The sequence below is a fragment of the Sphingobium trunci genome (genome assembly GCF_022664535.1).
In the GTDB taxonomy this organism is placed as follows: domain Bacteria; phylum Pseudomonadota; class Alphaproteobacteria; order Sphingomonadales; family Sphingomonadaceae; genus Sphingobium.
Map to the genome: position 1 here is coordinate 1 of NZ_JAKUJY010000012.1, position 24,587 is coordinate 24,587.

At 64.4% G+C, this 24,587-nt stretch carries 26 protein-coding genes and 1 tRNA gene; 5 read left to right on the forward strand and 22 right to left on the reverse strand.

The window, feature by feature from the left end; translation table 11 throughout:
• The 7 genes from MJ601_RS12045 to MJ601_RS12075 form a co-directional block, all read right to left on the reverse strand.
• Window positions 1-425: patatin-like phospholipase family protein (locus MJ601_RS12045; RefSeq protein WP_242126695.1), on the reverse strand; the 425-nt coding region annotated here is incomplete at its 3' end.
• 228 nt (window positions 426-653) lie between these two features.
• Window positions 654-1,316, reverse strand: a complete 663-nt coding sequence (gene dcd / locus MJ601_RS12050) for a dCTP deaminase (protein WP_242126697.1) — start codon at window positions 1,314-1,316, stop codon at window positions 654-656.
• Entirely contained in the window at window positions 1,309-2,577 is a 1,269-nt protein-coding gene (locus MJ601_RS12055) for a hypothetical protein (RefSeq protein ID WP_242126700.1), read from the reverse strand. The genes dcd and MJ601_RS12055 overlap by 8 nt, the downstream gene beginning before the upstream one ends.
• Entirely contained in the window at window positions 2,531-2,989 is a 459-nt protein-coding gene (locus tag MJ601_RS12060) for a hypothetical protein (RefSeq protein WP_242126701.1), read from the reverse strand. The genes MJ601_RS12055 and MJ601_RS12060 overlap by 47 nt, the downstream gene beginning before the upstream one ends.
• Before the next feature lie 52 nt (window positions 2,990-3,041).
• Window positions 3,042-3,392 carry a hypothetical protein gene (locus tag MJ601_RS12065; RefSeq protein WP_242126703.1) on the reverse strand — a complete coding sequence of 117 codons (351 nt, stop codon included), beginning with the start codon at window positions 3,390-3,392 and terminating at the stop codon, window positions 3,042-3,044.
• Window positions 3,393-3,683: 291 nt separating this feature from the next.
• Window positions 3,684-4,682 carry a tyrosine-type recombinase/integrase gene (locus MJ601_RS12070; protein ID WP_242126705.1) on the reverse strand — a complete coding sequence of 333 codons (999 nt, stop codon included), beginning with the start codon at window positions 4,680-4,682 and terminating at the stop codon, window positions 3,684-3,686.
• Between the two features lie 143 nt (window positions 4,683-4,825).
• Window positions 4,826-4,917, reverse strand: a tRNA-Ser gene (locus tag MJ601_RS12075).
• A 228-nt stretch (window positions 4,918-5,145) separates the two neighbouring features.
• Here MJ601_RS12075 and MJ601_RS12080 point away from each other — a divergent pair.
• Complete coding sequence (locus MJ601_RS12080; protein ID WP_242126707.1) at window positions 5,146-5,958, forward strand: DUF1134 domain-containing protein; 813 nt, start codon at window positions 5,146-5,148, stop codon at window positions 5,956-5,958.
• Between the two features lie 3 nt (window positions 5,959-5,961).
• On the opposite strand, the gene dinB is transcribed toward MJ601_RS12080, so the two are convergent.
• From dinB to MJ601_RS12100, 4 genes are read right to left on the reverse strand one after another with little or no spacing between them, the layout of a single operon-like run.
• A complete protein-coding gene (gene dinB, locus MJ601_RS12085) occupies window positions 5,962-7,044 on the reverse strand; it encodes a DNA polymerase IV (protein WP_242126710.1) in 1,083 nt (360 codons plus the stop codon).
• Window positions 7,045-7,089: 45 nt separating this feature from the next.
• Window positions 7,090-7,653: a hypothetical protein gene (locus tag MJ601_RS12090; protein ID WP_242126712.1), complete on the reverse strand. Its 564-nt coding sequence runs from the start codon at window positions 7,651-7,653 to the stop codon at window positions 7,090-7,092.
• Complete coding sequence (locus tag MJ601_RS12095; protein ID WP_242126714.1) at window positions 7,650-8,174, reverse strand: DUF177 domain-containing protein; 525 nt, start codon at window positions 8,172-8,174, stop codon at window positions 7,650-7,652. Before MJ601_RS12095 ends, MJ601_RS12090 begins: the two co-directional genes overlap by 4 nt.
• Window positions 8,171-8,686, reverse strand: coding sequence for a ubiquinol-cytochrome C chaperone family protein (locus MJ601_RS12100; protein ID WP_242126715.1), 516 nt, complete (start codon window positions 8,684-8,686; stop codon window positions 8,171-8,173). The genes MJ601_RS12095 and MJ601_RS12100 overlap by 4 nt, the downstream gene beginning before the upstream one ends.
• 87 nt (window positions 8,687-8,773) lie before the next feature.
• Between MJ601_RS12100 and MJ601_RS12105 the strand changes: the two genes are divergently transcribed.
• Window positions 8,774-9,337, forward strand: a complete 564-nt coding sequence (locus MJ601_RS12105) for an outer membrane protein assembly factor BamE (protein WP_491572913.1) — start codon at window positions 8,774-8,776, stop codon at window positions 9,335-9,337.
• Between the two features lie 85 nt (window positions 9,338-9,422).
• Here MJ601_RS12105 and MJ601_RS12110 read toward each other — a convergent pair whose 3' ends face one another.
• The 11 genes from MJ601_RS12110 to MJ601_RS12160 form a co-directional block, all read right to left on the reverse strand.
• Entirely contained in the window at window positions 9,423-10,307 is an 885-nt protein-coding gene (locus MJ601_RS12110) for an NAD-dependent epimerase/dehydratase family protein (RefSeq protein WP_242126719.1), read from the reverse strand.
• 14 nt (window positions 10,308-10,321) lie between these two features.
• A complete protein-coding gene (locus tag MJ601_RS12115) occupies window positions 10,322-11,305 on the reverse strand; it encodes an ATP-grasp domain-containing protein (RefSeq protein ID WP_242126720.1) in 984 nt (327 codons plus the stop codon).
• Entirely contained in the window at window positions 11,302-12,018 is a 717-nt protein-coding gene (locus tag MJ601_RS12120) for a metallophosphoesterase family protein (protein ID WP_242126722.1), read from the reverse strand. The genes MJ601_RS12115 and MJ601_RS12120 overlap by 4 nt, the downstream gene beginning before the upstream one ends.
• A 94-nt stretch (window positions 12,019-12,112) precedes the next feature.
• Window positions 12,113-13,237 (reverse strand): glycosyltransferase family 4 protein, encoded by a 1,125-nt coding sequence (locus MJ601_RS12125; protein ID WP_242126724.1) that lies wholly within the window; start codon window positions 13,235-13,237, stop codon window positions 12,113-12,115.
• Between the two features lie 2 nt (window positions 13,238-13,239).
• Entirely contained in the window at window positions 13,240-14,097 is an 858-nt protein-coding gene (locus MJ601_RS12130) for a sulfotransferase domain-containing protein (RefSeq protein WP_242126726.1), read from the reverse strand.
• Window positions 14,094-15,230: a glycosyltransferase family 4 protein gene (locus tag MJ601_RS12135; RefSeq protein ID WP_242126728.1), complete on the reverse strand. Its 1,137-nt coding sequence runs from the start codon at window positions 15,228-15,230 to the stop codon at window positions 14,094-14,096. The genes MJ601_RS12130 and MJ601_RS12135 overlap by 4 nt, the downstream gene beginning before the upstream one ends.
• Window positions 15,231-15,365: 135 nt before the next feature.
• Window positions 15,366-16,604, reverse strand: coding sequence for an outer membrane beta-barrel protein (locus MJ601_RS12140; protein WP_242126730.1), 1,239 nt, complete (start codon window positions 16,602-16,604; stop codon window positions 15,366-15,368).
• Window positions 16,604-17,179: a polysaccharide biosynthesis/export family protein gene (locus MJ601_RS12145; protein ID WP_242126731.1), complete on the reverse strand. Its 576-nt coding sequence runs from the start codon at window positions 17,177-17,179 to the stop codon at window positions 16,604-16,606. Before MJ601_RS12145 ends, MJ601_RS12140 begins: the two co-directional genes overlap by 1 nt.
• Before the next feature lie 144 nt (window positions 17,180-17,323).
• Window positions 17,324-18,166 carry a sulfotransferase gene (locus MJ601_RS12150; protein WP_242126733.1) on the reverse strand — a complete coding sequence of 281 codons (843 nt, stop codon included), beginning with the start codon at window positions 18,164-18,166 and terminating at the stop codon, window positions 17,324-17,326.
• 22 nt (window positions 18,167-18,188) lie between these two features.
• Entirely contained in the window at window positions 18,189-19,406 is a 1,218-nt protein-coding gene (locus MJ601_RS12155; RefSeq protein WP_242126735.1) for a DegT/DnrJ/EryC1/StrS family aminotransferase, read from the reverse strand.
• 18 nt (window positions 19,407-19,424) lie between these two features.
• Entirely contained in the window at window positions 19,425-21,533 is a 2,109-nt protein-coding gene (locus MJ601_RS12160; protein ID WP_242126737.1) for a polysaccharide biosynthesis protein, read from the reverse strand.
• A gap of 391 nt (window positions 21,534-21,924) precedes the next feature.
• On the opposite strand from MJ601_RS12160, the gene MJ601_RS22030 reads away from it, so the two are divergent.
• From MJ601_RS22030 to MJ601_RS12175, 3 genes are read left to right on the forward strand one after another with little or no spacing between them, the layout of a single operon-like run.
• Window positions 21,925-23,112, forward strand: a complete 1,188-nt coding sequence (locus tag MJ601_RS22030; protein ID WP_242126739.1) for a glycosyltransferase family 4 protein — start codon at window positions 21,925-21,927, stop codon at window positions 23,110-23,112.
• Window positions 23,109-23,705, forward strand: a complete 597-nt coding sequence (locus MJ601_RS12170; protein WP_242126741.1) for a sugar transferase — start codon at window positions 23,109-23,111, stop codon at window positions 23,703-23,705. Before MJ601_RS22030 ends, MJ601_RS12170 begins: the two co-directional genes overlap by 4 nt.
• Window positions 23,668-24,582, forward strand: a complete 915-nt coding sequence (locus MJ601_RS12175; protein ID WP_242126742.1) for a formyltransferase family protein — start codon at window positions 23,668-23,670, stop codon at window positions 24,580-24,582. The genes MJ601_RS12170 and MJ601_RS12175 overlap by 38 nt, the downstream gene beginning before the upstream one ends.
• Window positions 24,583-24,587: the final 5 nt, after the last annotated feature.

Consider the following 24,587-nt stretch of genomic DNA (forward strand, 5'->3'; position numbering starts at 1 on the left):
GAACCAGTTTCGAGATTGGTCGCGTTTATGATGAAGCGGGGGTTTTCGGGAAGGTCCTGAAGCGTACGCTCGCCAAAAAGGTGCTTGGCGTAGGCGTTGGCGACATATTGCGCGATGCTGCCGGGAAGGAGGATGCCGCCGATGATCGAACGGTCGTCGATGGTGACGCTTGCAAGGCCCCGCAACGGCCTCACCACTTGAGCATCGAAGGCCTTCATGCCGCCGTTTCTGAGATCATTCCAGGCGAGCGCCAGCACGGCTGCGGTGATCGAACCGCCCGAGACACTGGAAACGCGCGTCAACTCGAAGAGCTTGCCCGTCTCGAGCAAACGACGGAGCGCGCCGACATGGAAGAGCATCGCACGATAGCCGCCGCCCGATAGGCAGAGGCCGACACCATCGATGGGCTGGCTTTCGCCCAGCACCTCGTCCGCAAAAGGGGCTGCGACGGGGTCGCTCATCCGTTGCCACCGTCAATGATGGGCATTGCGCGCAGCAGCGTTGATCTCGTTCGACCCACGATATTCCCCCCGAAACAGTCAGGAGGCATCGCCGCTCCTGCTGATGCATTGGAGATTGCCAGCCTTTCAAATAATGGCCAGCGGAATTTTCTCTATTTCTGTCTGGATTAGCTCAGCTTACGGGGACAAGCGTCAGCGATGCGCTCCGCGCAGCAAGTCGAATATCCTGTCCTGCTTAGGAAGCGATATGGCGGGCTTGCGCTGGCCCGAAAAGGTGCCGACGCTGTCGCTTTCGCGCGCCGCGATTTCGTGCAGGAAGATCTGACAGATTTCCATGCCCGGCGAGATTGCTACCGGAACTTCCCCGACGTTCGCGAGCTCGAGCGTCAGGCAGCCCGAAAAGCCTGGGTGCAGCCCGGCGGCGGTCTCGATCACGAGGCCATGACGGCCGAGTGAGGATTTGCCGGATACATAGCCCGAGAGGGTCTGAGGCAAGGTCAGCCACTCCATCGTCACGCCCAGAACGAAGCGGCCGGGATGCAGGACGAAGTTCTTGCCGAACCGCACGAAATGCTCGCTTGTGCGCATCGCATCGCGACCGGGCGTGGCGCGCTGAGCGTCTGGCGGCAGAGTGTCCGCAGGTTGCATGAACAACGGCTCGGGCTCGAGCCAGAGCTTCGCCTCGCTCGATTTGGACGGCTTGAATGATCTGAACCAGCGGCCCAGGCGAAGGTCGACCGATGTGCCGCCCCGGGATTTCAAGGCACTTTCATCAGGTCGTGGCACGATTGATAAGCGATCGGGGTCGCCGGGCTCGAGGCCAAGACGAGCGCAAATATCCTCGGCATTAAGCATGGCCCGCTATCCTGTCATGATATTCGGCGACCTCGATGGTTTTGAGTACGAGATCGGCGAGAACCTTGTAGCTTTTCGTCCGTTCGGACTCGCGCGCGCGATCATCTTTGCCAAAGAAGACTGTGGTGTCGAGCGCGCGCAGGCGGAGCCAGCCAGCCGAAACGATTTCGCCCAGTTCTACGCGATCGGAATGCGGTTCGCCCCGCTCGAAGGAGGCGAGGACATTCTTGATCACCGCCTGTCTAGGTGGCTCCAACGCCTTGGCCCGTAATCGTGCGAAAAGTTCGTCCCGAACGCGCGGCACCATTTCAGCGGTAGCGGCGTCGATGATCTCGGCTTCATTTTTCACTTCAGGACTTGCGACCGCGCTCGTCCAGCGATCGGTCATAGCGGGGTCGTAGGCGATAGCGAGCCCATCACCACTGGGAGATGCGGCATCGAGCAATATGGCCATGCGCTGCTGGTCGCTCGGATAATCGAGATCATAGCGGCGCCCCGCGCCGGGGCCGAGAAGATAGTCGAACGACGCGATGAAGGCGTGGCCGAAGAGGAAGAGGCCAAGGAGATCGCAGAAGACCTCTTCGATCTGGCGCATGACGTGGCCGGCACAGCGGTCGATGACGCGCTCGCTGTCTAGAGGCCCCAGCGGCGACGTTGCGAGCAGATCCTTGCCTGCTCGCGTCGTATCGATCTGCCGGGTGACGGCGGCACTGACATCGGCGGCATAATGCGGCGCGCATCCGAAGGTTCGCCACGCCGAATGCCCCACTTCGTGTCCGGCTAGGGGAATGAGGAGGGGATTGCCCGCCTCGGGTGCGGGCGTGCCGATGAGGATCGACGTCGGCAACTGATCGATACTCATGGGATAGGTGAAGGGCGTGTAGGACCATTCCGACGAGATGAGCAGGCTCACGTCGTCACCAATCACGCGGCGGATGAGATCCTTGACGATATAGTGCAGCTCGAAGGGATTGCGGACGTTGGTCGAGCGCAGGATGAAGCCCAATATGCTTGTATAGTCATCGACCTTATCGAGAAGCGCGAGACATAGCTGATCAACCACATCTTTCCGGATGCCGGCCGGCAGGTTGAGATCCTTGCGCAGCTTGACGCAATCGTGCCGAATCGCGGCGAGTGCGGCTTCGCCATCATCATGTGGGAAGCTCGACGCCGAGAGTATGTCGATCTGCTCGATGAAGGCGTCGATCCGGCGCCTAGCCGACGAGAGCCTCAATTGCGACGCTGCGCGGTCGTCTTCCACCCCTGTTCTCCGTTGGCTGACGAACGAACTCTCTGTTGAGCTCGAGGCAGAAATCGACAAGCTTGGTCAAAAGCTTCTCATCGATCTTCTTGTTCGCCGCGGTGTCGATATCCTTTATAGCAGCGATCACAAACTTGCGAATATCGTCAGAAGATTTCGGCTCGATGGCATGGCTCGAACGATAGACACGCTCGAACGGCTCGAAATAGCCTGGTCGCATGTAAGCGACGGAGCCAGCATTTTCGTCCTCTCCGGCCGAGACGCGCAACGCATCGGCGAGCTCGGTCAGCTGCGACTTGTCATAATCGACGCCAGCGCGTGCGCGTTCGAGCTCAAGCGCCGACTTGAGCGCAAGGTCACCGACCTTGAACTTCGACAATCGAACAGCCATCGCATGCGTCTGCATCGTCATCTCCGTCACGCCCCCCGGTTATTCCACCAAGGTTAACATATAAATTCAGGCTTCACGACTCGAATCGAGTCGTACAGACGTGCGCGAGCCAGCTTTCCGCGAGCTCAGCTCGCACGAGAACGCCGCCGAGCTGGGAAAGCTTCAAGCCCTGGCTCTGCGCCAGCGTCATGAGTGCGGCCCGATCGCGCTCATTGAGACGCGCGGTGACCTTGGCTTTCCTGGGATCATCGGGCGGCGCATCCCTAGATATGAGCTGGCGGAGCCGACCGACTCGCAGCTCGCGTGCAAAGAGTAATGCGAGCAAAGCCGCGGCGTCGAGCAGGAACTTATTTGCATATAAACGAAAGGCCGCGTGCTCCTCGACCGTCAGATAGACATTCACCTGATTTTCGCCACGCGCCATGCCGCCCCCTAGCCTATTCTGGTTAGAGCGCTTCAATCGCGAAGGCGTCAAGTGACCTAGAAGGTGACGTGACACTGGTCGGTTCATCATCTTGGAATGCTCCGCCAAGATAGAGAAGCGGTGCCGTTCTTTCTGCAGCAAGATGAGTCAGCTACCGATGAACTTTGCCCAGTCTGTCATGAGGCTGCGGCGCTTCTCGAGGAGGTTACCTCGGCGATATGCCGCCTCGGTCTTGTCCTTGACGACATGTGCGAGCGCCGCTTCAGCAATTTCGCCCTGATAGTCGGTTTCCTAACTGACCCAGTCCCGGAATGCCGATCGGAACCCGTGGGCCGTGTAAGGTTCTTTCATTTCCTTGATGAGCTTGGTCAGAGTCATGTCTGACATCGGCTGGTTTCCGCGCATGCCGGGAAAGATGAGGGGGCAATCGCCGATACGCAGTTCGGCACATCGCTCGACGATGCGGATAGCGCGCGGACAAAGTGGAACTACGTACTCCCGATGGGCTTTCATTCGTTCCTGGGGAATGGTCCAGAGCTTTTCTTCCAAATCGATCTCACCCCAGCTAGCCCCTCGCACCTCGCCCGAACGGGCAGCCGTAAAGATCGCAAACTCCAGCGCCAGACGACTGAATGATTCGCGTTCCCGAAGCTTGAGGACGAACCGAGGCACCTTGGCATAAGGCATGGCAGCGAAATGGCCGTCCTTCTTGGGCTGCTTGGGCAAGCCCTTCGTGATCGCCCGCATGGGAGCCTCGCTCTCCCGATAACCCGAGGCATAGGCCCAATCGAGAACAGTGCCGATCCGCTGCCTCACGCGTCGAGCCGTCTCTGGCTTCGTCAGCCAGATTTCGGCAAGGGCGTTGCGGATCATGGGTCCTGTGATCTCGCTGACCCGTACATCGCCGATGTGCGGAAAGGCATAGGCTTTGAGGGTCTGAAGCCACTGGCCTTCATGTTTCTCGTTCCGCCATGTCTTGCGACGAGCGGCCAGAACCTTTGCGGTAGCCTCCCTGAAGCTCGGCACCCCTTGCGCCTTGCGACGTTCGAACAGCGGATCGAGGCCCATCTCCATCCATGTCCGGATTTGTCGTGCACGTTCCCGCGCCCGCGCCAGCGATATTTTCGAAGCACTGCCCAGCCCGAAGTCGCGGCGGTTGCCGTTCTTCTGCACGCGGCAGACCCAACTTTTCGTTCCGCCCGGCTGCACGAGCAGGAAGAGACCATCGCCGTCACCTAGCCGGCCGGGTCGCGTTGCGGCTTTGACGGCCGTTGCCGAGAGCTTTCCCATGCTCAAAATCTCCCACAAATCTTACCACAAATCCAATCGGTTGCCGATGGAAGGCGGTAAATCGCAGGAGACCCGAATCACCCTGAAAGCCGCAGAAATGTGGGACTTTCAGAGATTGGCCCGGTTGTGAGAGGATGGAAAGGTGGCGGAGACGGAGGGATTCGAACCCTCGGTAGCCCCTTAAGGCTACGACGGTTTAGCAAACCGCTGGTTTCAGCCACTCACCCACGTCTCCGCACGAATTTGCCCACCGGAAAGGTGAGCAGTGGCTAGGTGTCGGCCTATAGCGACGGCTTTCGCCCATGGCAACGGTCCTTGATCACGAAAAATGGCGTCCATTTCGAATATCGGATTCGGACTGGCGCGGAATCGACTCGGGTCGCCGTTCGTTCATTGTCGTTTCAGCTTGATGGCCGATAATCCGACGGATCATCTAAGGCGGGCCTTTTCGGGAGTATCGGGCATGATCGGGATAGTGGGGCGGGTATCCAGCCGCATGGCGCGCGCCGGGGCGCTGGCGGCCGCTCTGGCCGGAATGACGCTGGCGCCGGTCGCGGCGCAGGCGCAGGTGCGCACGGTCGATCCGAACACGGCGATCGATTCCGATCTGGCACCGGCGCCGCAGCCAAACAGCGCACCGACCGAACCCGGCGTCGACAACAGCGTTTCGTCGGCTCCATCAGCTCCAGCCGCCAGCGGGACGGCTCCCAATACGCCGCCGGCCAATACGGGGGCGACCGCGACCGGCGCGCCGGTCTCGGCCAATTCGCCGCCTGCCGCCCTTTCTCCCGGCGATTCCTATCAGCAGGACGACCTGATCGGGGCGGCCGAGGGCGTGTTCGGCAAGGGCGCGGAGGGGCTGGCCGGAATCATCGAGAAGATCCTGAAGGATCAGGGCCGCCCCAATGCCTATATTGCCGGGCGGGAGGCTTCCGGCGCGTTCGTCGTCGGTCTGCGCTATGGGTCGGGGACGTTGAACCACAAGATCGAGGGCAAGCGCGAGGTTTACTGGACCGGTCCCTCCATCGGCTTCGACGTGGGCGGCAATGCGGCCAATACCTTCGTTCTGGTCTATAATCTCTATGACACACAGGATCTGTATCACCGCTTTCCGGCGGCGGAGGGCACCGCCTATCTGGTGGGCGGCTTCACCGCCAGCTATCTGCGCTGGGGCAGCGTGGTGCTCATCCCGATCCGGCTGGGCGTCGGATACCGGCTGGGCATCAATGCCGGCTATATGAAGTTCACCGAAAAGCGGAACTGGCTGCCCTTCTGATCTTCACAGCGAGAGGCGGAGTTGTTCGCCTGCCTCTCCATCCTGTTCCTCATGATCGAGATTGTGGACGCCAAGGCCCAACAGCCGGGCACCCATGCGTAACGGCAATTGGGCGCGCAACAGGGCGCGGCCCGTTTCCATCAGCAATCCGGCGGACCGCACCGGCGCGCCGAAGCTTTTCGACCGGGTGATGATCCGGAAGTCGGCGAATTTGATCTTCAGCACCACGGTGCGGCCATAGGCGCCGCTTCTTTCGATCCGGCTCCAGAGATTTTCCGCGATCCGGTCCATTTCCGGTATCAGCGCCTCTTCGCTGCTGAGATCGTCGAAGAACGTATCCTCGACGCTCACCGATTTACGTTCCTGCCGCTCATGGACCGGGCGGTCGTCCAGCCCCCGCGACGCGCCATAATAATATTGCGCTGCGCTGCCGAAATGATGCTGGAGGAAGGCAAGATCGCAGGCGCGCAGGTCCGCGCCGGTCTCGATGCCCAGCGCCTGCATCCGTCCGGCCGTGACCGGGCCGATCCCATGGATGCGCCGCACCGGCATTTTCGCGATGAAGGCGGCGCCCTCCTCCGGCCGGACGACGCAGATGCCGTCGGGCTTGTTCTGGTCGGAGGCGAGCTTGGCGATCAGCTTGTTATAGGAAACCCCCGCCGAAGCCGTGAGGCCGGTTTCTTCGCGGATCAGGCGACGGATATCCTCGGCGATGCGGGTGGCGGAGGTGAGGCTCATCTTGTTCACCGTGACGTCGAGATAGGCTTCGTCGAGCGAAAGCGGCTGGACGATGTCGGTAAAGCGCGAAAATATCTCGCGCACATGGGCCGATACGGCGCGATAGACTTCGAACCGGGGCCGCACGAACAGCAGGTCGGGACATAGCCGCCTGGCCCGCGCGCCCGGCATGGCGGAACGGACGCCGAATTTGCGCGCTTCATAGCTGGCCGTGGCGACGACGCCGCGTGGTCCGCCGCCGCCCACCGCCAGCGGCTTGCCACGCAGGCTGGGGTCGTCGCGCTGCTCGACCGACGCATAAAAGGCATCCATGTCGATATGGATGATCTTGCGCGGCGGGGCGTCCATGATCCGCCTATGGCACAGTGCGGGACGGGAAGGAAACGGGCAGGCTTATCGCCGGCGCAGAAGCCGCAGATTGTCGAGCATCCATTCAAGATGCGCCCGGCTGATCCGGCTCCACACATTATAGGTGCAGCGCTGGCCGCCGATCCGCAGATAAGCGAGCGAATGAAGGCCCGCGCCAGCCGGATTGTCGGCGGGATAGGCTTCCGCCCCTTCCTGGCCGTAGCCCGCGAAGGAGGGTGTGGGCAGATGGGAAAGTTCCCGGAAATAGGGCCATTGGCTGGCCAGCCTGCGCCGCTGGACCTGGGCATCCGCCTGGCCGCCATCCCCGTCGCCGGGCAACAGGCCAGTGCCCGCGAAGCCATAGGCGCTGCGCAGGCCCGGCAGGTCGAAAGCGACCGCCCAGCCGCCGCCGAAAGCAGCGGCGCGGGGCGTTCCTTCCGGATCGCCGGAGGCGGCAAGGGCGACCGGCGCGCAGGATTTTCGATTTTCCGCCTTCGCCCATTCGGTGCGGGCGCGCCGCTCCCCGATCAGGGAAGTGGGTTCAGCGCCAGGCGCCGGAAGAGCAGTGCACAAGAAGGCAAGAGCCGGTCCGGCCTGCCACAGCCTCATCCCTTGTCCTTGAGCGACAACAGGGCGGCAAAGGGGCTGGCCTGTTCCTCGCTCAACACGCCCGCTTCGCGCAGGACGTTGTCGGCCTCCGGCGAGCGGGGATAGGGCGTCATCGCCAGCGCGACGGTTTCCGCCACCGCCTCCCCCATGTCGAGCACCAGGCCGTCAAAGCCGATGATGTCGCAATCCTCGGCATCCAGTTCCAGCTCGTCGCCTTCGGCCTGGCCCTCGCCTTCCTTGACGAAGCGGAGGAGGAAGTCGGTGTCGACCGCTTCCGGGACCGGAAGGCCCGTGGCCACGCAGGGCTGGGCCAGATCGGCCCGCACCCGTCCACGCGCGAGAATGGCGCCATTCTCCTCGCTCAACGCATAATCCGCTTCCAGCCGGTCCAGCGCGAGCAGATGAAACCGTTTGGCCAGCGCTGCCCGTTCGGCGGGGTCGGCGGTGATCGTCACCGGCTGCGCATGGCGGGCGAGCTGGTCCACGCGGACCGGCCGGGAAAATTCGGGCGTTTCGGTCATCCAAGGTCTCCGGCGATCAAGGCATCCCGGCTGAGGCAGCCGAGCCGGACCCAGCGCGATCGCAAATGCGATTCGACATGGGTCAGCGCTTCGGCGGATGGAGCCTGCCCGCGGTAGAGATTGCGGAGCAGGGCCTCGGCGAGTTCGGTCTCACCGGCCAAAGCCGCGCGATAGGCCGCCAATCGCCCGCCCAGTGCGCTCACCATCCGGCCGATATGCTTGCCGACGACGACGTCGCCAATCCCTTCCTGCCGCAACTGGCCGTCCATATCGTCGACGAACAGCTCGGTCAGCCAGACGCTTTCCTGCGCCGCGCCCAGTGCCTCCAGCCGGATCAGAGCCTGCGCCAGGACCGCGACGATCATGTCGAACCGGCCGTCGATCGTGTCCGGCACCTGCCCTTCCACATACCAATGGGGCTGGCGTCCCTCCGCAACGATGGCGTTGTAAAGGGGGCGCATCGCATCCCTGGGATCGCTGGGAGCGAACAGACGCTGGAAGATGCTGGGCATGACGAAACTGTTTCCTGGCTGAACCGAGCGGCGGCCCCTTGCCGAGGCCCGCGCATTTCCATATTGATCGCCCAGCCGCCCGATGCAATGGCGGCTTTGTTTTTCGGCCAAGGTCCGGGGCGATCCCCGCAGGAGAAGTTGATGCGCCAGTTCAGCCGCCAATCCCGCAGCGGGCGGATCTTGCTTGCGGCAGGGCTCTGCGCGCTGCTTCTGGGCGCGTCGGGCTGCACCCGCATCCGCACCCATCAGGGCTATCAGGTCGACAAGCTGCTGGTCGATTCGGTCCAGCCGGGCATCGACAACCGCGCATCGGTGGAAGGCACGCTGGGCCGCCCCAGCTTCGTCGCGCAGTTCGGCGACCAGGACTGGTATTATGTGTCGCGCGACATGCGCGCGCTTGCCTTTTCCAATCCCAAGCCGGTGTCGCAGACGGTCCTGCACGTGAAATTCGATGCGGCGGGCAATGTCGTCGCGGTCGACCGCATGGGGCTGGAACAGGTCGCGCGCATTTCGCCGTCGGGCGACAAGACCCCGACTCTCGGCCGCCATCGCAGCCTGTTCGACGAGATTTTCGGCAATATCGGCGCGGTCGGCGCCGGCGGCATGGGCGGCAACAACGGCAGCAACACCGGCGGCCCCAACGGTAGCTGAAGCATCGTGCGAAAAAGTGGAAACCGGTTTTCCGCTTTGGATGATCCGAGAGACAAGAAATTGGCCCGCGCGGCCTGCGTCTAATCTAACATAGCGCACTCTGGACAAAAAGGGATCGGAGGCCACTGTCCAGCGCCATCGGCCGGTATCCCAAGGCACGCAGCCGATCGATATTCAGCGCGGAAAAGCCGCTATCCTCCTCTCGCCCGTCGATGGGCTCGTGAACCACGCGCGCGCCGGTCAGGGCGGAAATGCGGCCCGACAATGCAGCGATCGTCGTCCGCATGCCGCTGCCGACATTGAAGGCGCCCTGTTGCCCGTCTTCCAGCAGCAGGAGCAGCGCCTGCACGATGTCGTCGACATGGACGAAATCCGCCCCGAACAGACCCTGCCCACTGACCTGGATCGGCCCTCCCCGCATCGCGGCCCGCGCCATCGCCGCGATCGCCCCGGCTTGCTGCCCCGGTCCATAGGGGGACGCGATCCGCATGGTCTGCAGCATCACGCCGCTCCCCTTGCAACGTTCCAAGGCATAGATTTCCTGCAAAATCTTCGAACCGAGATAATAGCCCCTGCTGGGGGGAAACAGGGCGGCCTGCTCATCCGGCGGCTCCATCGACGGGGCATAGGCGTTGGCGCCGCATGTCTGGATGATGCGGCCGACCCCTGCGCGCGCCGCCGCATCGGCCAGATGCAGTGTGCCCAGGGCATTGATGCGCAGGCAATGGGAAGCCTCTTCAGGATCGTCATGCCGGGCAGGGATATGCGCCGCGACATGAATCAGCGCGGCACAGCCCGACAGACTCGACCCCGCATCATCGGCGGCGCCAAGATCGAAGGGCAACCATTCGTCCTGCGGATCGCCGTCGGGAGGACGGCGACGGGCAAGATGACGGATGCGGTAGCCATGACGGCGCAACCCATCGGCAAAATGACGGCCGATGAAACCGGACCCGCCGGTCAAAGCCATTAGAGGGGCCGCCCTCATGGCACGGCATCGATCCTGTCCCGCGGCACGAACATCTCGTCCATATGGCGCAGAATGACACCGCACCGGATCGGCGGCTGGACGATCGGCGTGCCGTACAGCAGCTTGCGCACGCACATCTCGACCTCGTTGAACCCGGCCAGGGCGCGGAGCGGGGTGGTACCGGAAAAGCGGGCATTGATCTCGAAAACGCGGGGCGTGCCATCGGCATCGACGCGGAACTGGAAATTGGCCGGGCCATGAGGCTTCAGGGCATCGCCCAGCAGACGCACCTGCGCATTCAGTTCCGGATAGTCGCCCGTATAGGCACGGTACGTGTTGCCGTCACGCAGGTCGCGGCGCATCACGATCGACGCCTGCGCCTCGCTATCGAAATAGAGCACGCTGGCGGTATATTCCCGATCCGCCTCGCCCGCGCATTGCTGAATGACCAGTCCCTGCCGTCCCTCCAGCGCCTGCGCCAGTTCCGCCCGGTCGCGCACCAGCGAAACGCCGACCGACCGTGCGCCTATGCGCGGCTTGACGATCAGGGGGAAGCCCACCCCTTCCACCAGCGCGGTGACCGCCGCCTCATCCCCGGAAGCGGCCGAGGCTGGATGGGGCAGGCCGACATCCTCAAAGAAACGCGCGGTTTCCAGCTTGTCGTCGGCTATGGCGACCACACGCGGATCGCTGACGAGCACATGGGTATGGAACAGCGCCTCCAGCCGCGGGCGCTGCGCGGCGAACCACGGCAATTCCACGTCCGTCCCCACCAGCACGGCATCGGGCCGCTCCCGATCCAGCAACTGGTGGATGCGGTCGCCAAAGGCCGGGTCATCGGCAAAGGGCAGGCGATAGGCCCGGTCCGCCCAATAGAGGCCCGCAGACAACGGACTGGGGTCTGCGGCGATCAGGGTGCAATCCAGCGTCGATTGCCGCAGCGACCTGATGATGCCCTGCCCCAGAAGGGCGCCGGCGCCGGTGACCAGTATCTTCATGCGAAATAGCGGCAGAGCCGTTCCTGCGTGGCGGCGGACAAGGTCGTGCCGCGGATGGCATGCATCTGATCCTCCGGATCGAAATCGATATTGCGGATCTCGACGTTCACAAAATCTCCCCTGATTTCAACCATCGCCCATTTCGGCGTCCGGTCCCCATCGTCCCGGGGCTGGCCAAGCGAGGCGAGGGTGAAGATGGTGGCCGCCGCACAATCATAGCGGCGTTGCCGATGGACATGGCCGAACAGGCCGTACAGAAAGCCTTGCCCCGCAAGGCTGTCGGCGGCTTCCTCCGCGTCCTCGGCCGACCGGATATAACGCCAGTCGCCAAAGGCGAAGGGGTTGGCATGGGCCGCGAACAGCGTTCCGGCCGACCAGCTTTCCCGCCAGTCGAACGCGCTCATGCTGTTCGCCGGGATATGCGCCGCGGTCCAGTCCACGCTCTCGCGCAGCCAGTCGGGCAGGCCCGCGTGATAGGCGGCTGCCAGGGGGGAGGATTGATAGAGCAGGTCATGGTTGCCCTCGATCAGGATCGCCCCGTCGCGCGCCACCGCGCCCTGCACCAGTTCCAGCGTCTCCAGCGGCTGCACCCCATAGGTCAGCAGGTCGCCCATGATCAGCATGGCGTCGAAGCCCTCACGGCGCGCGGCGGTCAGGGCGAGCTGCAGCGGATCGCTCGCCGCGTGAATATCTGTCAGGGCCGCTATGCGCATGGCACCTTTCCAAACCGGACAGGCGTCAGGATTATCATGAAAATCCGCCCGACTGCCGGTGCAAGGCGGGTATATCCATAATCGCCGCCGGTGGTCATTCGGCTGGTGCCATGCCATGGTTCAGGCCATGGCGATGACGAACAGCGCGCAGTTCTTCATAAAGCCGGAGATGGGCGTTGGCGCAGCTTTCGATCGAAAAGCGGCCGGCTGTCTCCAGCGCGCCCCGCGAGAGGGCAGCATAGCCTGTCTCATCGCTCAATATATCGACCATGGCGTGAGCAAGCGCGGCAGGGTTGGAGGGCGGGACAAGCTGGCCGTTCACCCCAGGCACGATCATTTCCCGATTGCCCGCCACCTGCGTCGCGACGATGGGCAATCCGCTCGTCAAAGCTTCGATCATGGAGATGGGAAAGCCCTCCCACAAGGAGCAGTTCACGAACAGATCGGCCTGCCGCATCAACATGTCGACATCGCCTCGCGCGCCCAGCAGTTCGACCGGCTGCCCCGCCACCCGGCTCTGAAGCCGCGCAAGATCAGGCCCACCGCCCGCGATGCAGATTCGCGCTTTCCGGCCCTGCGCGGCCAGAGCATCCACCACAGGCTGGGCCGCGCCCAGGAGGGTCGGATAATCCTTCTGCTCCGACACTGTCCCGACGGCCAGGATCAGCGGGTCATGGGCGGGCTTCAGACGCGGCCGATCCGCCTGAAAACGGGGATGGGCGGCATTGAGGATCAGGCGGACCGGCTGGCGCCCATGAGCTTGCAACATCGTCCGGCATTGATCGCTGATCGCCACATAGGCATCGACGATCCGGTTGAAGAGATGGAAAGCCGAAGGTGGAAAAGACAGGCGGCTGTTATGATGGGTGAGCGCCACCGGGACGCGCGGCATGGCGAGCGCGATCAGCGGCAAGGCGCGGGCGGTATGCGTGTGGATCACGTCCGGCCTTGTCGTCCGCAGCGCCCGGCGCAGGGCCAGCGTTCCGCCGATCCAATTGTTGCGATGGGCCAGCGACAGCGACATGGCCGTTGCACCGCTTTGCCGGACGCGCGCCATCATCGCCATTTCCGTATCGGTGGGATTGCCGACCTGCACGGCGTCGCTGAGGGCGAACACCGTCGTTTCATGACCATCGGCGGCGAATGCCTCCGCCAGATCGCAGACCAGCATCTCCGCGCCGCCCGACGTGAAACTGGTGATGATCGAACAGATGCGCATGACTACAGGTCGACGCCGGTGGCCGCCAACAGCCTGAGCGCGCGGGGCGACAATGAAGCGCGGCAACGCGTCAGCACCAGATCGGCCTGATCGGCACTCAACCACTCTGCGAAGCCGCCCGCCTTGCCGCTGCGCATCCGCATGCTCTGATCGTCATTGCGGTCATAGTCATGGCCCGGGATGCCGCCGTCGCGCTCCTTGTCGCGCATGCGGTCGAACTGCGCCGCGGCGATGGCGCGCATCAGCGTGTCGGGCTGCGGCTGCACGCCCAGAAAACAGAGGATGCCCGCCACGGTCACCTCCGGTTCCGCCAGCATAGTTTCATAGCTGATCAGATGATGCGGCCGCCTGGAAAGCCCCTCCGCCCAGCCGTTCAGATAACGCGTCAGCGCCGCCAGCCCATATTTCGGCTCGTCGAGGAAAGCCGCGACGTCCCCCGCAAAACTCCTCTTGTGACGCGTCGCATGGAAATAGGCCGATACGATCACATCGCGGGGATCACGGACGAGGAACAGGACCGGCCGGTCCAGGAACAGCCGGTCGCGATAGGGCAGATGGCTGACCAGGATCAGCGGCAGATCGGCTTTGCTGCCGCGCCCGACAAAAGCGTCGATGCCGCGCACCCGGTCACGGTCGAAATTGGGCAGCACGCGAAAGGTGCTGGTGAGGTCCGGTTCGAAACCCAACCGTGCGCTTTCCGCAAAATAGCAGGAGAGCAGATAACGCAGCCAGGTGCGCCCGCTTTTGGGATAGGATACCAGAAAGGCATCGGCCCGCGCTGCGGCAAGGCGCAGATGCGGTTCGTCCCGCAAGCGCCGCCGCATCGCCCGCGCAAAGCCCTTCAGCGACATCATGTTCATGATCCTGCCCTCACCCGATGATGATCCAGAACATGGGTGATGACCGACTGCCAGCGGGCCAGAACCTGATCATGACCGAATTGCGCCATGCGTGCCCGCGCCCTGCTTCCCAGTGCGGCCCGGCGCGGCTCGTCGGTGCAAAGCGCGACGATAGCCCGCCCCAGCGCATCGACATCGCCGTTGGGTACCAGCAGGCCGCTGCGATCATGCTCGATCATTTCCGCCGGTCCCCACTGGCAATCGAAGGAAATCACGGGCAACCCGGCCCCCATCGCTTCCCCCACGACGATCCCCCAGCCTTCGAAGCGGGACGACAATATGAACAGGTCGGATTGCGCGATCCATTCCCCCGGCTTTTTCGTGACACCGGGCAGGCTGACCCGATCGGCCAGCCCCAGCCGGTCACGCTGGCGCTCCAGCGCCTCACGCTCCGGTCCCTCGCCCCAGATCACCAGCTTCCAGTCGGGAATTTGCGCCGCCGCAAGGGCAAAGGCCGACAATAGCCGGTCGAAGCCCTTTTGCGGCACCAACCGCCCCACGGCGCCGATCGTCCGCCCGGCCGGCCGCCGCTCCGCCGCGGTTATGGCAGGCGGCACGGGATTGGGGATCACCCACCCCCTCACCTCCATGGCGGCGGTGAACCAGTCCATCGCGCCCTGCGTCATGGTGATCAGCCCCACGGCGCGCGGGTAGGTCATCAGCCGCAGCCGGCCCCACACCGGCCCAACGCCCTGCAAGGCAGGGTTGTTGCGTTCCGAGACGATGATCGGGATGCCCAGCGAACGGGCGGCCATGACCGCCAGGACGTTGGTGCGCGTCAGGAAGCTGACGACCAGTTCCGGGCGCAGCCGTTTCAGCGCGTCCTTGAGCAGGCCTTGCCGCCTTATCATGGCGATGGTGCCGGACACGGCCGCGCGGCGGCGCGCCTTCATGCCCAGGCGGATGATCCGCACATCGGGATGATGGGGATAATAGGGCACGACCGATGGATCTTCGAATGCGATCAGGGTTACGTTCCAGCCCTGTACCGCGAGATGGTTGCACAGCAGGCTGACGATATGTTCCGACCCGCCCGCGCCAAGTCCAGGAAGGACAAACGCAACCGACGGCGGCCTGGATGCTCTTACCAGCATGCGGCGGAATCCTGTATAAACACGCAGTTATGGCGCTCAGTGTCCTCGCCGGTCAGGCCCAAGTCCATTGCGCGAAGGGGTTAGGCTTTGCCTCTTTGGGTGGTGCCGTTTCAGTTTGGGGCAGGGAGCGGCGGGTCAATAATGCACACGCAATTCCAGCCCGACGCGGGTGCGGTCATAATCGTCCAGCGCACCGGTGCTGTCGCGTTTGGACCAGCGCGCATTGGCCGCCAGGGCGACGCGGCGATTGAGCGCATATTCCAGCTCGCCGGTGATGCCGTAGATTTTCTCGGTCAGGCTGGTGCCGAAATATTTGCTTCGGCGATAGACCAGGCCCAGCTCGCCCCGCAGATTGTGGCGGATTTCCTGTTGAACGCCCAGGCGAAACCGCATGTCCTCACGCGATTGTACGCCCGCCCGATAGGTCGCGACATTGCCGACAAAGCCGTCCAGCGTGATCGCCGTTCGCGGCCGGGGCGCGTATGTGAGGCCGATTTCCGCCGACATGCGGGTGCGCGGCGCGATGCGGCTGTCCCTGGGATCGAAGCGATAGACACCGACCGCCGCCTCGCCCCGCAAAGTCCCGCCCGGATCGATGGCGATGCCGGCCCGGCCGCCATAAGTGCGCGAATCGCGGTTGAGTTCCCCTGCCTGCGGCGTCTGGCGAAAATCCCGTCGGGACGCGAACCCTTCGACAAAGCCGTTCATCAGCGGCGAGACGCGCAGCATCACGCGGGCCAGCGCGCCCACATTGTCGAGGTCGCGATTGGCGTCGATCGCCTTGCTGTAGCGGAAATGCGACGCCGAAGCGCGCAGCATGAAACCGATATGCGCGCCCTGATGGATGTAGGAAATGTCCCCGTCCAGCGCATTCAATTCGCGCGGGCCGATGGAGGGCAGCGTATTGCCCTCCGGCTCGCCGCGATCCTCGATGATATGTTGCCAGCTCGCGGCGGCCCCCAGCCTGTCCGATGCGGATGGGGTCCAGTTCAGCCCGGCGGTGACCTTGCCGCCAATGGCATCTTCGCTGTCATACCGGAAATATTTGCGGAAATCCCCCTCGGCGCGTGCGTTGATCGCGACCGCGCCGCCCTTGCGGTTCAGTTCGGCATAGGGCCGGAAGAGCAGGCGGAAATCGTCCTTCTCGCCAAAGGCCTGCGCATAGATATTGCTGTCATATTCAAGCCGCGCGGCCCCGCCGATTTCGACCGTCGCGCTGCCGAGCGTCAGCGGGGTCGGCACGAACAGCGCTTCCGGCGCATCGAGCGCGGTCGTGGGCGATTGCAGGTCCTGCGCGCGCGCCACCGACAGCGGCAGGGCGCCAAGACCGAGCATCAGCACGGCGGCCGCGCCGCCCGAAACGGTCCGGTGCATCAAAACCACTTTTCGTAGATGCGCACGGTGTCGCCCGGCTGGATCATGTCGCGCTCGCCCGCGCGCCCGACGACCTGGCGGCCATCGACCATGCGGGTGATGGCGACGCTGCCCTGTTCCGCCCGGAAGGTGTAGCCGCCCGCCACCGAGACCGCGGCCAGCACCGACATGCCCGCGCGATACTGATATTCGCCCGGACTCTTCACCTCGCCCAGCACGTAGAAGGGACGCAGCCTGACCGGCTGGACGCTGACGGTGGGGGCGTTCAGCAATTGCCGCTGCGTCAGTTGCCGGGCGATGCTGGACTGCAATTCGGGCACCGTCTTGCCGCCGGCGTCGACATCGCCCAGGACCGGCAGGGAAATTTGCCCCCGGTCGTTGATCACATAGCTGCTGTTGCCGGGGTCCGTGGCATTGAGGCCGGGGATCGTTACCCGCACCTCGTCACCCGACCCGAGACGATAGGCGACCGTGGGCGCCGGAGGCAGGCTGGAAAGGCCGGAAAGCCCGCTCGAACAGGCTGCCGACAGGGCGAAAAGGCCAAGGCAAACACCATGGTAAAGCCGGTTGCGCATCTGCTTCCCCTCTTGAATGGATGAGCGAAAGTTTAAGCCCTTCGGCTGATTCAGGGGCGGGCAATAACGGGTCGGACGCGGGCAAAAAGGAGCGAGGGACCACCGCTTTCGGGATGATTCGAAGGAGAGTCCCCTCCCCGCCCCTCAGGCGGCCAATCGCCGGTCCTGCCTCCAGTGGCTGAGGTCGCGGCCGATCAGATTTTCCAGATCCTCGATATCGCGTGCATAATAGTCGACCATGCGCCGACGGAGCGATGCCGGGAGCGGCGGATAAGCGATCTGGCGGGCGAACAGGCCGCGCACCTTTTCGAACATGGGATGGCCGCGCAGCGGACGGGCCGCTTGCTTCAGCGGCGCGAGCGCGGTGCGGACCGGCAACGGCAGGAACCGTTCGCTGCTGTCGTTGCGCGGATCGGAACCGACCGCTTCCGAATAATGGCATGGCGCGCCGATATGATCGTTCACCAGCGCCACCGTGGCTTCGGGCGCGACCTTCACATCCTCGAACAGGATCGCCTTGATCTGATCCGCGTCGAAATGCTCCCGCCAGCGGCGCAGATGCCGGGCGTAAAGCCCATCCTCCAGGAAACGGGGCTGGTCGCAGGGGCGGCCATCCAGATAGGCTTCCGGTCCCTGCGTCACCGTGCCGCGCCGGAACAGCATCTTGTAATCGGAATAGGCGCGATCGACCGGATTGCGCAGCTGCACCACCAGCTGCGCCCGGGGCAGGGCGGCCGCCAGCCGGGCAGCGGCCTGCGGATGGGCGAGATAGTCGGCGGATTTCTCTCCCAGCATCTGCTCCGGCCGCGCCCCGTCGAAGAAGCGGCGATAATGGTCGAGACCGAGATGATGGTCCTGGCTGAAGAAATGCGGCTCCGGCGCGGGCAGATACACTGCAGGATTGTCCCGAAGCTGGTTGTGAATCCAGGTGGTTGCGCCCTTGACGGCACCGATGATGACGAAATGCGGCAGGCGGTCGTTGCTCATCCGATAGTCCCCTCGATCAGCCTTACGGTTCCGCCATCGCAATCCGGAGGCCGTTGGCGAGCCGGTGCATGTCGCTTTCATCGAGCAGATGATCGACCGGGAAGGCAATGCTGCGGCGGCCCAGATCCTGCGCGACCGGCAGATCGGCGTCACGGCGCACATCCAGCCCGGCAAAGGCGGCCTCGCGCGTCATGTCGGCGCAGGAACCGATGCCGACCGGCATGCCCATGCGCACCATCCGCTCGATGATCGGCCCCGTCCCCATCTCGCCAAGCCGGTCGGCGGCAATGGTGACATAGAGGCGGTAGAAAGCATGTCCCACAGAGCCTGGAACGGGCGGAACCTCCACCGCGGGATCATGGCCGAGCAGGTCCATCAGCGTCTGCGCATTGCTGCGGCGCCGGGCCAGCATGACGGGCAGCCGCGCGAGTTGCAGCCGGCCGATGGCGGCCTGCATTTCGGTCATGCGCCAGTTGCTGCCGAAACTGTCGTGCAGATAGCGAAAACCGCTGCCTGCCGCCGAAGTGAAGAATTTGTCCGGATTCTTGCCATGGTCCTTATAGGCCCAGGCGCGCTTCCAATGCGCTTCATCCCGCAGCAGGACCATGCCCCCCTCGCCCCCGGTCGACATGATCTTGTCGGTGCAGAAGGAAAAAGCGGCAGCGTCGCCGAAGCTGCCGAGCGGGCGGCCATGCAGGGTCGCGCCATGCGCCTGCGCGCAATCCTCGACCAGCCACAACCCCTTTTCGTCGGCCAGCGCCCGCAATTCGGCCATGGCGCAGGGCCAGCCCGCCAGATGGACGCAGAGGATCGCCCGGCTGCGCGGCCCAAGCATCCGGCGGACCGAGGCGGGGTCGATGCCATTGCTGAGCGGATCGATATCGGCAAAGACCGGCACGGCGCCGACGGCCACGATGCAGGCCGCGCTGGCGAAGAAGCTGCGCGCGGGCAGGATCACCTCGTCGCCCGGCCCGACCCCCAGCGCGCGCAGCGCCAGTTCCAGCGCCACCGTGCCGTTGCTGACCGCTATCGCATGGGGAACAGCGCAAAAGGCCGCGAATTCCGCTTCGAACGCGCGGGTCTGTTCGCCATGGATCATCGAATTGACCCGCCCGGTTTCCAATATGCGCACCACCGCCGCAATTTCATCCGCCTCATGCTGCGGCCAGCGCAATTCGGGATGGTCGAGCGGACTGAGGCGAAGCTGGATCGCGGATGGGGCAGGAGCGGCTTGCATCATGGAGTGACTCCGGCGGGATCAGGCGACATCGCGGGGGAGATGGGTCTGCGAGGACGGCAGCGCGGCGGAGCTTTCCGCCGGGCGCGGCATCATGAAGAGCGTATCGCTGCTTTCCGCCGCCAGCCGCCGCAATATCTCGGCCCAGCGCGAACTGGCGGAGGCGGCGACCATCTCATGGGTCAGCCTGACCAGCTCGTCCGCGTCCCCCGCCGCGATCAGCCGGGCGAGCTGGCCGAAACCCTCCACCAGCATTTCCAGCGGAATGGGCGAGGGCATGGCCTCGAAAATGCCGGGGATGGCGCTTTCGATCTTGTCCTCGGTGGTATCGAACAGCTCCTCGAACAGCTTTTCGCCGGGGCGCAGACCGATGAACTTGATCGGCACGTCGATCTCCGGCCGCAGCCCCGCCATGCGGATGACGCGACGGGCGATCTCGACGATCTTCACCGGCTCGCCCATGTCGAGCACGAAGATGGTGCCGCGTTCCGAATCCGTCTCCAGCGCGCGGGCGCTGCTCTGGAGGATCAGCAGCACCGCCTCCTGCACCGTCATGAAGAAGCGCTCTATATCCGGATGGGTGACGGTCAGCGGCTTGCCGGTGGCAAGCTGATGCTGGAACAGCGGGATCAGCGACCCGCTCGACCCCAGGACATTGCCGAACCGGACCGTCAGGAAGCGTGGGCTGTCCGGATCGCAACTGCCGATCAGGTCGAGCGCCTGGCAGTAAAGCTCGCCCAGCCGCTTGGTCGCGCCCATCAGCCCGACGGGATTGACCGCCTTGTCGGTCGATACCTGGATCATCGCCCTGGCTTCGAATTCGCAGACCGCATCGGCGACATTGCGCGTGCCCAGCACATTGGTGTGCACCCCGGCGCAGGGATTGGCCTCCACCATCGGTACATGTTTGAGCGCGGCGGCGTGGAAGACGATCTCCGGCCGCCGCCGTTCGAACACCTGCCACAGCGCCGGGCGCTGGCGGATCGAGCAGAGTTCGGCGTGGAAGCGGACATGGGGGAATTTCTCCCGCGCCTCCATCTCGATCGCGTAGAGATTATATTCGCTGTGATCGAGCAGCACGATCTCCGCCGGGGCATAATGGGCCAGTTGGCGCACCAGTTCGCCGCCTATGGTCCCCCCTGCCCCCGTCACCATGATCCGCGCGCCGGTGACGACGCGTTCCAGATAGCTGTGCTGGACGGTGATTTCCGGGCGTCCCAGCAGTTCGGCCAGCGGCATCTTCTCGATCGCCATGCGGTCGCCGTTCGGCGGTTGCGCGCTGGTCCAGGGATTGCGGAAGCGGGATACGACCAGATTTTCCTGCTCCGCCAGCGCCGCGATGCGCAAGATCTGCTGCCGGTCGAGCCGTTCGCTGCTTTCCTGCACCACCAGGCTGACCGGGCGCTTTCCGGCCCGGTCCAGATCGGCGACGATCCGCGGCAGCATATCGGGCGATCCCAATATCGGCAGCCCACCGACATGCAGCCGCCGGTCATGCCCGTCGAAGGAAATGACACCGACAATCTCCAGCCCGCTATGGGCATCGGTGGGAACCAGGTCCGCCATCACCCGCGCCCAGTCCAGCTCACCCAGCAGCAGGATCCGGCGCCGCGCCCGGACCGAACGGCGCAGCCGGGCGGCGCGAACCCGCTGGAAGAAAGCGCGCCGGGCAACCCGCGCCGCCAGCAGGGCGACGACGGTCAGCGGCACATCGACGGTCAGGAAGACCGTCATCGGCCCACGATACATTTTCTGCGGCACCAGCAGTCCGGCGGTGATCATCCAGATGAGCCAGCTGCTCACCAGCAGGCTGACGGCCAGCGGCAGGGCGTCGCCGATCGACACGAAACGCCAGCTGTGCCGATAGGTGCCGATCGCGAACAGCGCGGTCAGGTTGGCGCCGATGAACAGGGCGGTGAACCAGGGTTCATGCAGCGTCTGCGGCATGGTCAGGTCCGACAGGATCAGGCGCGACAGCACAAAACCGCCCAGCATGATCAGCGCGTCGAGCATCAGGATGATCGCCAGCCGGATCGCCCAGAAACGGGTCGGATTCTGCGCGGCAAAGGCGCGGGCGTCCCCCTCCAGACGCTGCCACAGGGTTGCGGGCGGCGGCGGCGCATCCAACATTGCTGCGTCCCCTCTGGCCGGCGCGATGTTCGGCATTCCGATGTCTCCGATACATGGTCCGGCGGTCGCGTGGAGGGTGCGGGGGGAACGGCCCCGGGGAACCGTCTTCACCCGGCCACGCAACCGCCGGTGACCGTAAAGCTATAGAAACAGGCGGTTCGCCGTAATCGGTCGATCAGCCATCATCCTTTATCCCATGCCGCGCCCGACCGAAGCGGATGACATCCCATTGGGGCTATATCGCCGTCCCAAGCGAGGCGGACGGACGGGGCGGACGGGGTGCGGAGGGTCCGCTTCTGCCTCAAAGGGGTAATCTACCGATGCACCCGCCGGGTGCCGGGGCGTCTGTGCTACCCCCTGCCCGGCAGCGAAACGGGAGGATGATGGGCCAGTGAAAGTCGTGATCCTCTCCAGCCTCGCCTGGTCGCTGATCAATTTTCGCGGCGCACTGATCGCCCGGATGGTCGCGGAAGGGCATGAGGTCATCGCCTGCGCGCCTGATGAGGATCCCGAAATATCGGCCCGGCTAGCTGCGCTGGGCGTCCGTTTCCAACGGACGCCGATGGCGCGCACAGGCACCAATCCGCTGCGCGACGCCCGCACGCTGCTCCATTATATCCGCCTGTTGCGGAAGGAGCGGCCGGATGTCGTCATCGCCTATACGCAAAAGCCGATCATCTATGGCGGGCTGGCAACCCGGTTGCTTGGCCGCCCGCGGCTGTTCGCGATCATGAGCGGCCTTGGCTATGTTTTCAGCGAAGAGGCGGATGGGCGCCCATGGCTGCGCACCATCGTATCGCACCTTTATCGGGCAGCGGTGCGCAGGGCTGGCTGCATCTTCGTCTTCAATGGCGACGATCATCGCCTGATGCTGGAAAGCGGTATCGTCGCGCCGGGCCAGCCGGTCCTGCAAGTACCGGGATCCGGCATCGACATCCGGCATTTTGCCGAACATCCCCTGCCCGACGGTCCCTTCACCTTCCTGATGATGGGCCGGTTGATGCGCGACAAGGGCGTGGGCGAATATGTCGAGGCGGCGCGGATCATCCGGCAAAGATATCCCGATGTGCGCTTCCTGCTGCTGACCCGGCCGGAAAGCGAAAATCCGACCGGCTATACCAGCGCCGACCTGGAACAATGGCGCGCGGCAGGGCTGATCGAATTCCTGCCCGAAACGCGCGACGTGCGGCCTTTCCTGGCGTCGGCCCATGTCTTCGTCCTGCCGTCCTTCTATCGCGAGGGGCTGCCGCGCACGATCCTGGAGGCGCTGGCAACCGGAAGACCGGTGATCACCACCGACATGCCCGGCTGCCGCGAGCCGATCCGCGACGGCGTGAATGGCCTGCTGGTGCCACCACGCGATACCCCGGCGCTGGCGGCGGCAATGGAGCGGATGATCGGCGACCCGATACAGGTAAGGGCCATGGCGCGGTCCGCGCGCCAGACGGCCATCGACATCTACGATGTGAACAAGGTGAACGGGCTGCTGCTCGACGTCATGCAGTTGCAGGGGAACGGCCCGGCAGCGGCGCCGGTCCTGTCCCCTCGCGCGTCCCTGCTGATGGCGGGCCGCCCATGACGGCTCGCCTTCGACCGGCCGGACTGGTGGCGCTGGCGCTGCTCGTCCTGCTCTTGCCGCTGCTCGCGCTGCTGTCCGGCCTTGTCCTTCTGGGCATGGGGCGGCCGATATTGTTCCGTCAGCAGCGCAGCGGGCAAGGCGGGCTCATCTTTCCGATGATCAAGTTCCGCACCATGCGGGACATTCATGACGCGCAAGGCACGCCGCTGCTTGACGCGCAGCGAGTGACGGCGCTGGGGCGGTTCCTGCGCCGCTCGCGGCTCGACGAATTGCCCGAACTTCTGAACATAGCGCGCGGAGACATGGACTTTGTGGGTCCACGCCCCCTGCTGCCGCAGACCATCGGCGCGATGCGCGAGGATGGCATCGAACGCGGACGGGTGCGGCCGGGACTGACGGGGTTGGCGCAGGTCAGCGGCAACACGCTGCTGACCGTTGAAGAAAAGCTGCGCTTCGACCTCTGGTATGTGCGCAATCGCACTGCATGGCTCGACGCGCAGATCATGGCCCGCACCCTGCTGGTGGTGGTTGCCGGGGAAAAAAGGATCAACTGGCATGTCGACGAAGCGCGCCCTCCTCATTGGGGCCGTTGAAACCGCCGCTGTCGCCTTCGATGCGATCGTGCGGCATCCGGGCTGGGAGATGGCGGCGGTCGTCACGCTCGATCCTGCCTTTGCCGGGCGTCATTCGGACTTTGTCGATCTGGAACCGGCGGCACGGGCACGGGGCTGCCCAGTCATCCATGTCGACAATATCAACCGGGACGATGCGTTGGCGGCGATGGCGCGGGCCGGTGCCGACATGGCGTTCGTCATGGGCTGGTCGCAGATTTGCGGGGCGGCCTTCCGTGAACTTTTCCCCGACCGGATCATCGGCTATCACCCCGCCGCCCTCCCCCGCCTGCGCGGACGGGCAGCGATCCCCTGGACCATCCTGCAGGGCGAGCCGATCACCGCCGGATCGCTGTTCTGGATCGATGAGGGCACCGATACCGGCGACATTGCCGACCAGCAATATTTCCATGTCGCCCCCATGGAAACGGCCGCCTCCCTCTATGCCAAGCATATGCGGGCGCTGGCAGTGATGCTGGATCGCACCCTCGACCGGCTCGCCGCCGGGCAACTGCCGCGATCGGCGCAGGATGAGAACTGCGCGACATGGGCGGCGCGGCGGACAGCGAAGGACGGGATGATCGACTGGCGGCGACCGGCGGGCGATGTGCTCCGCCTGATCCGGGCCGTGGGCCATCCCTATCCCGGCGCCTTTACCCGGATGAACGATGCGGACTTGCGCATCTGGGGAGGCATATCATCGGACATGGGCGGCCGCCACGCCGCCCTGCCGGGCCAGGTGATCCTGCGGACGCCCGAAAATTTCACGGTGATGTGCGGCCGGAACACGGCGCTCACAATCACGCAATGGAGCGGCCCGGAAAAGCCGCCGCGGCTTCATGCCATGCTGGGGGAATAACCAAT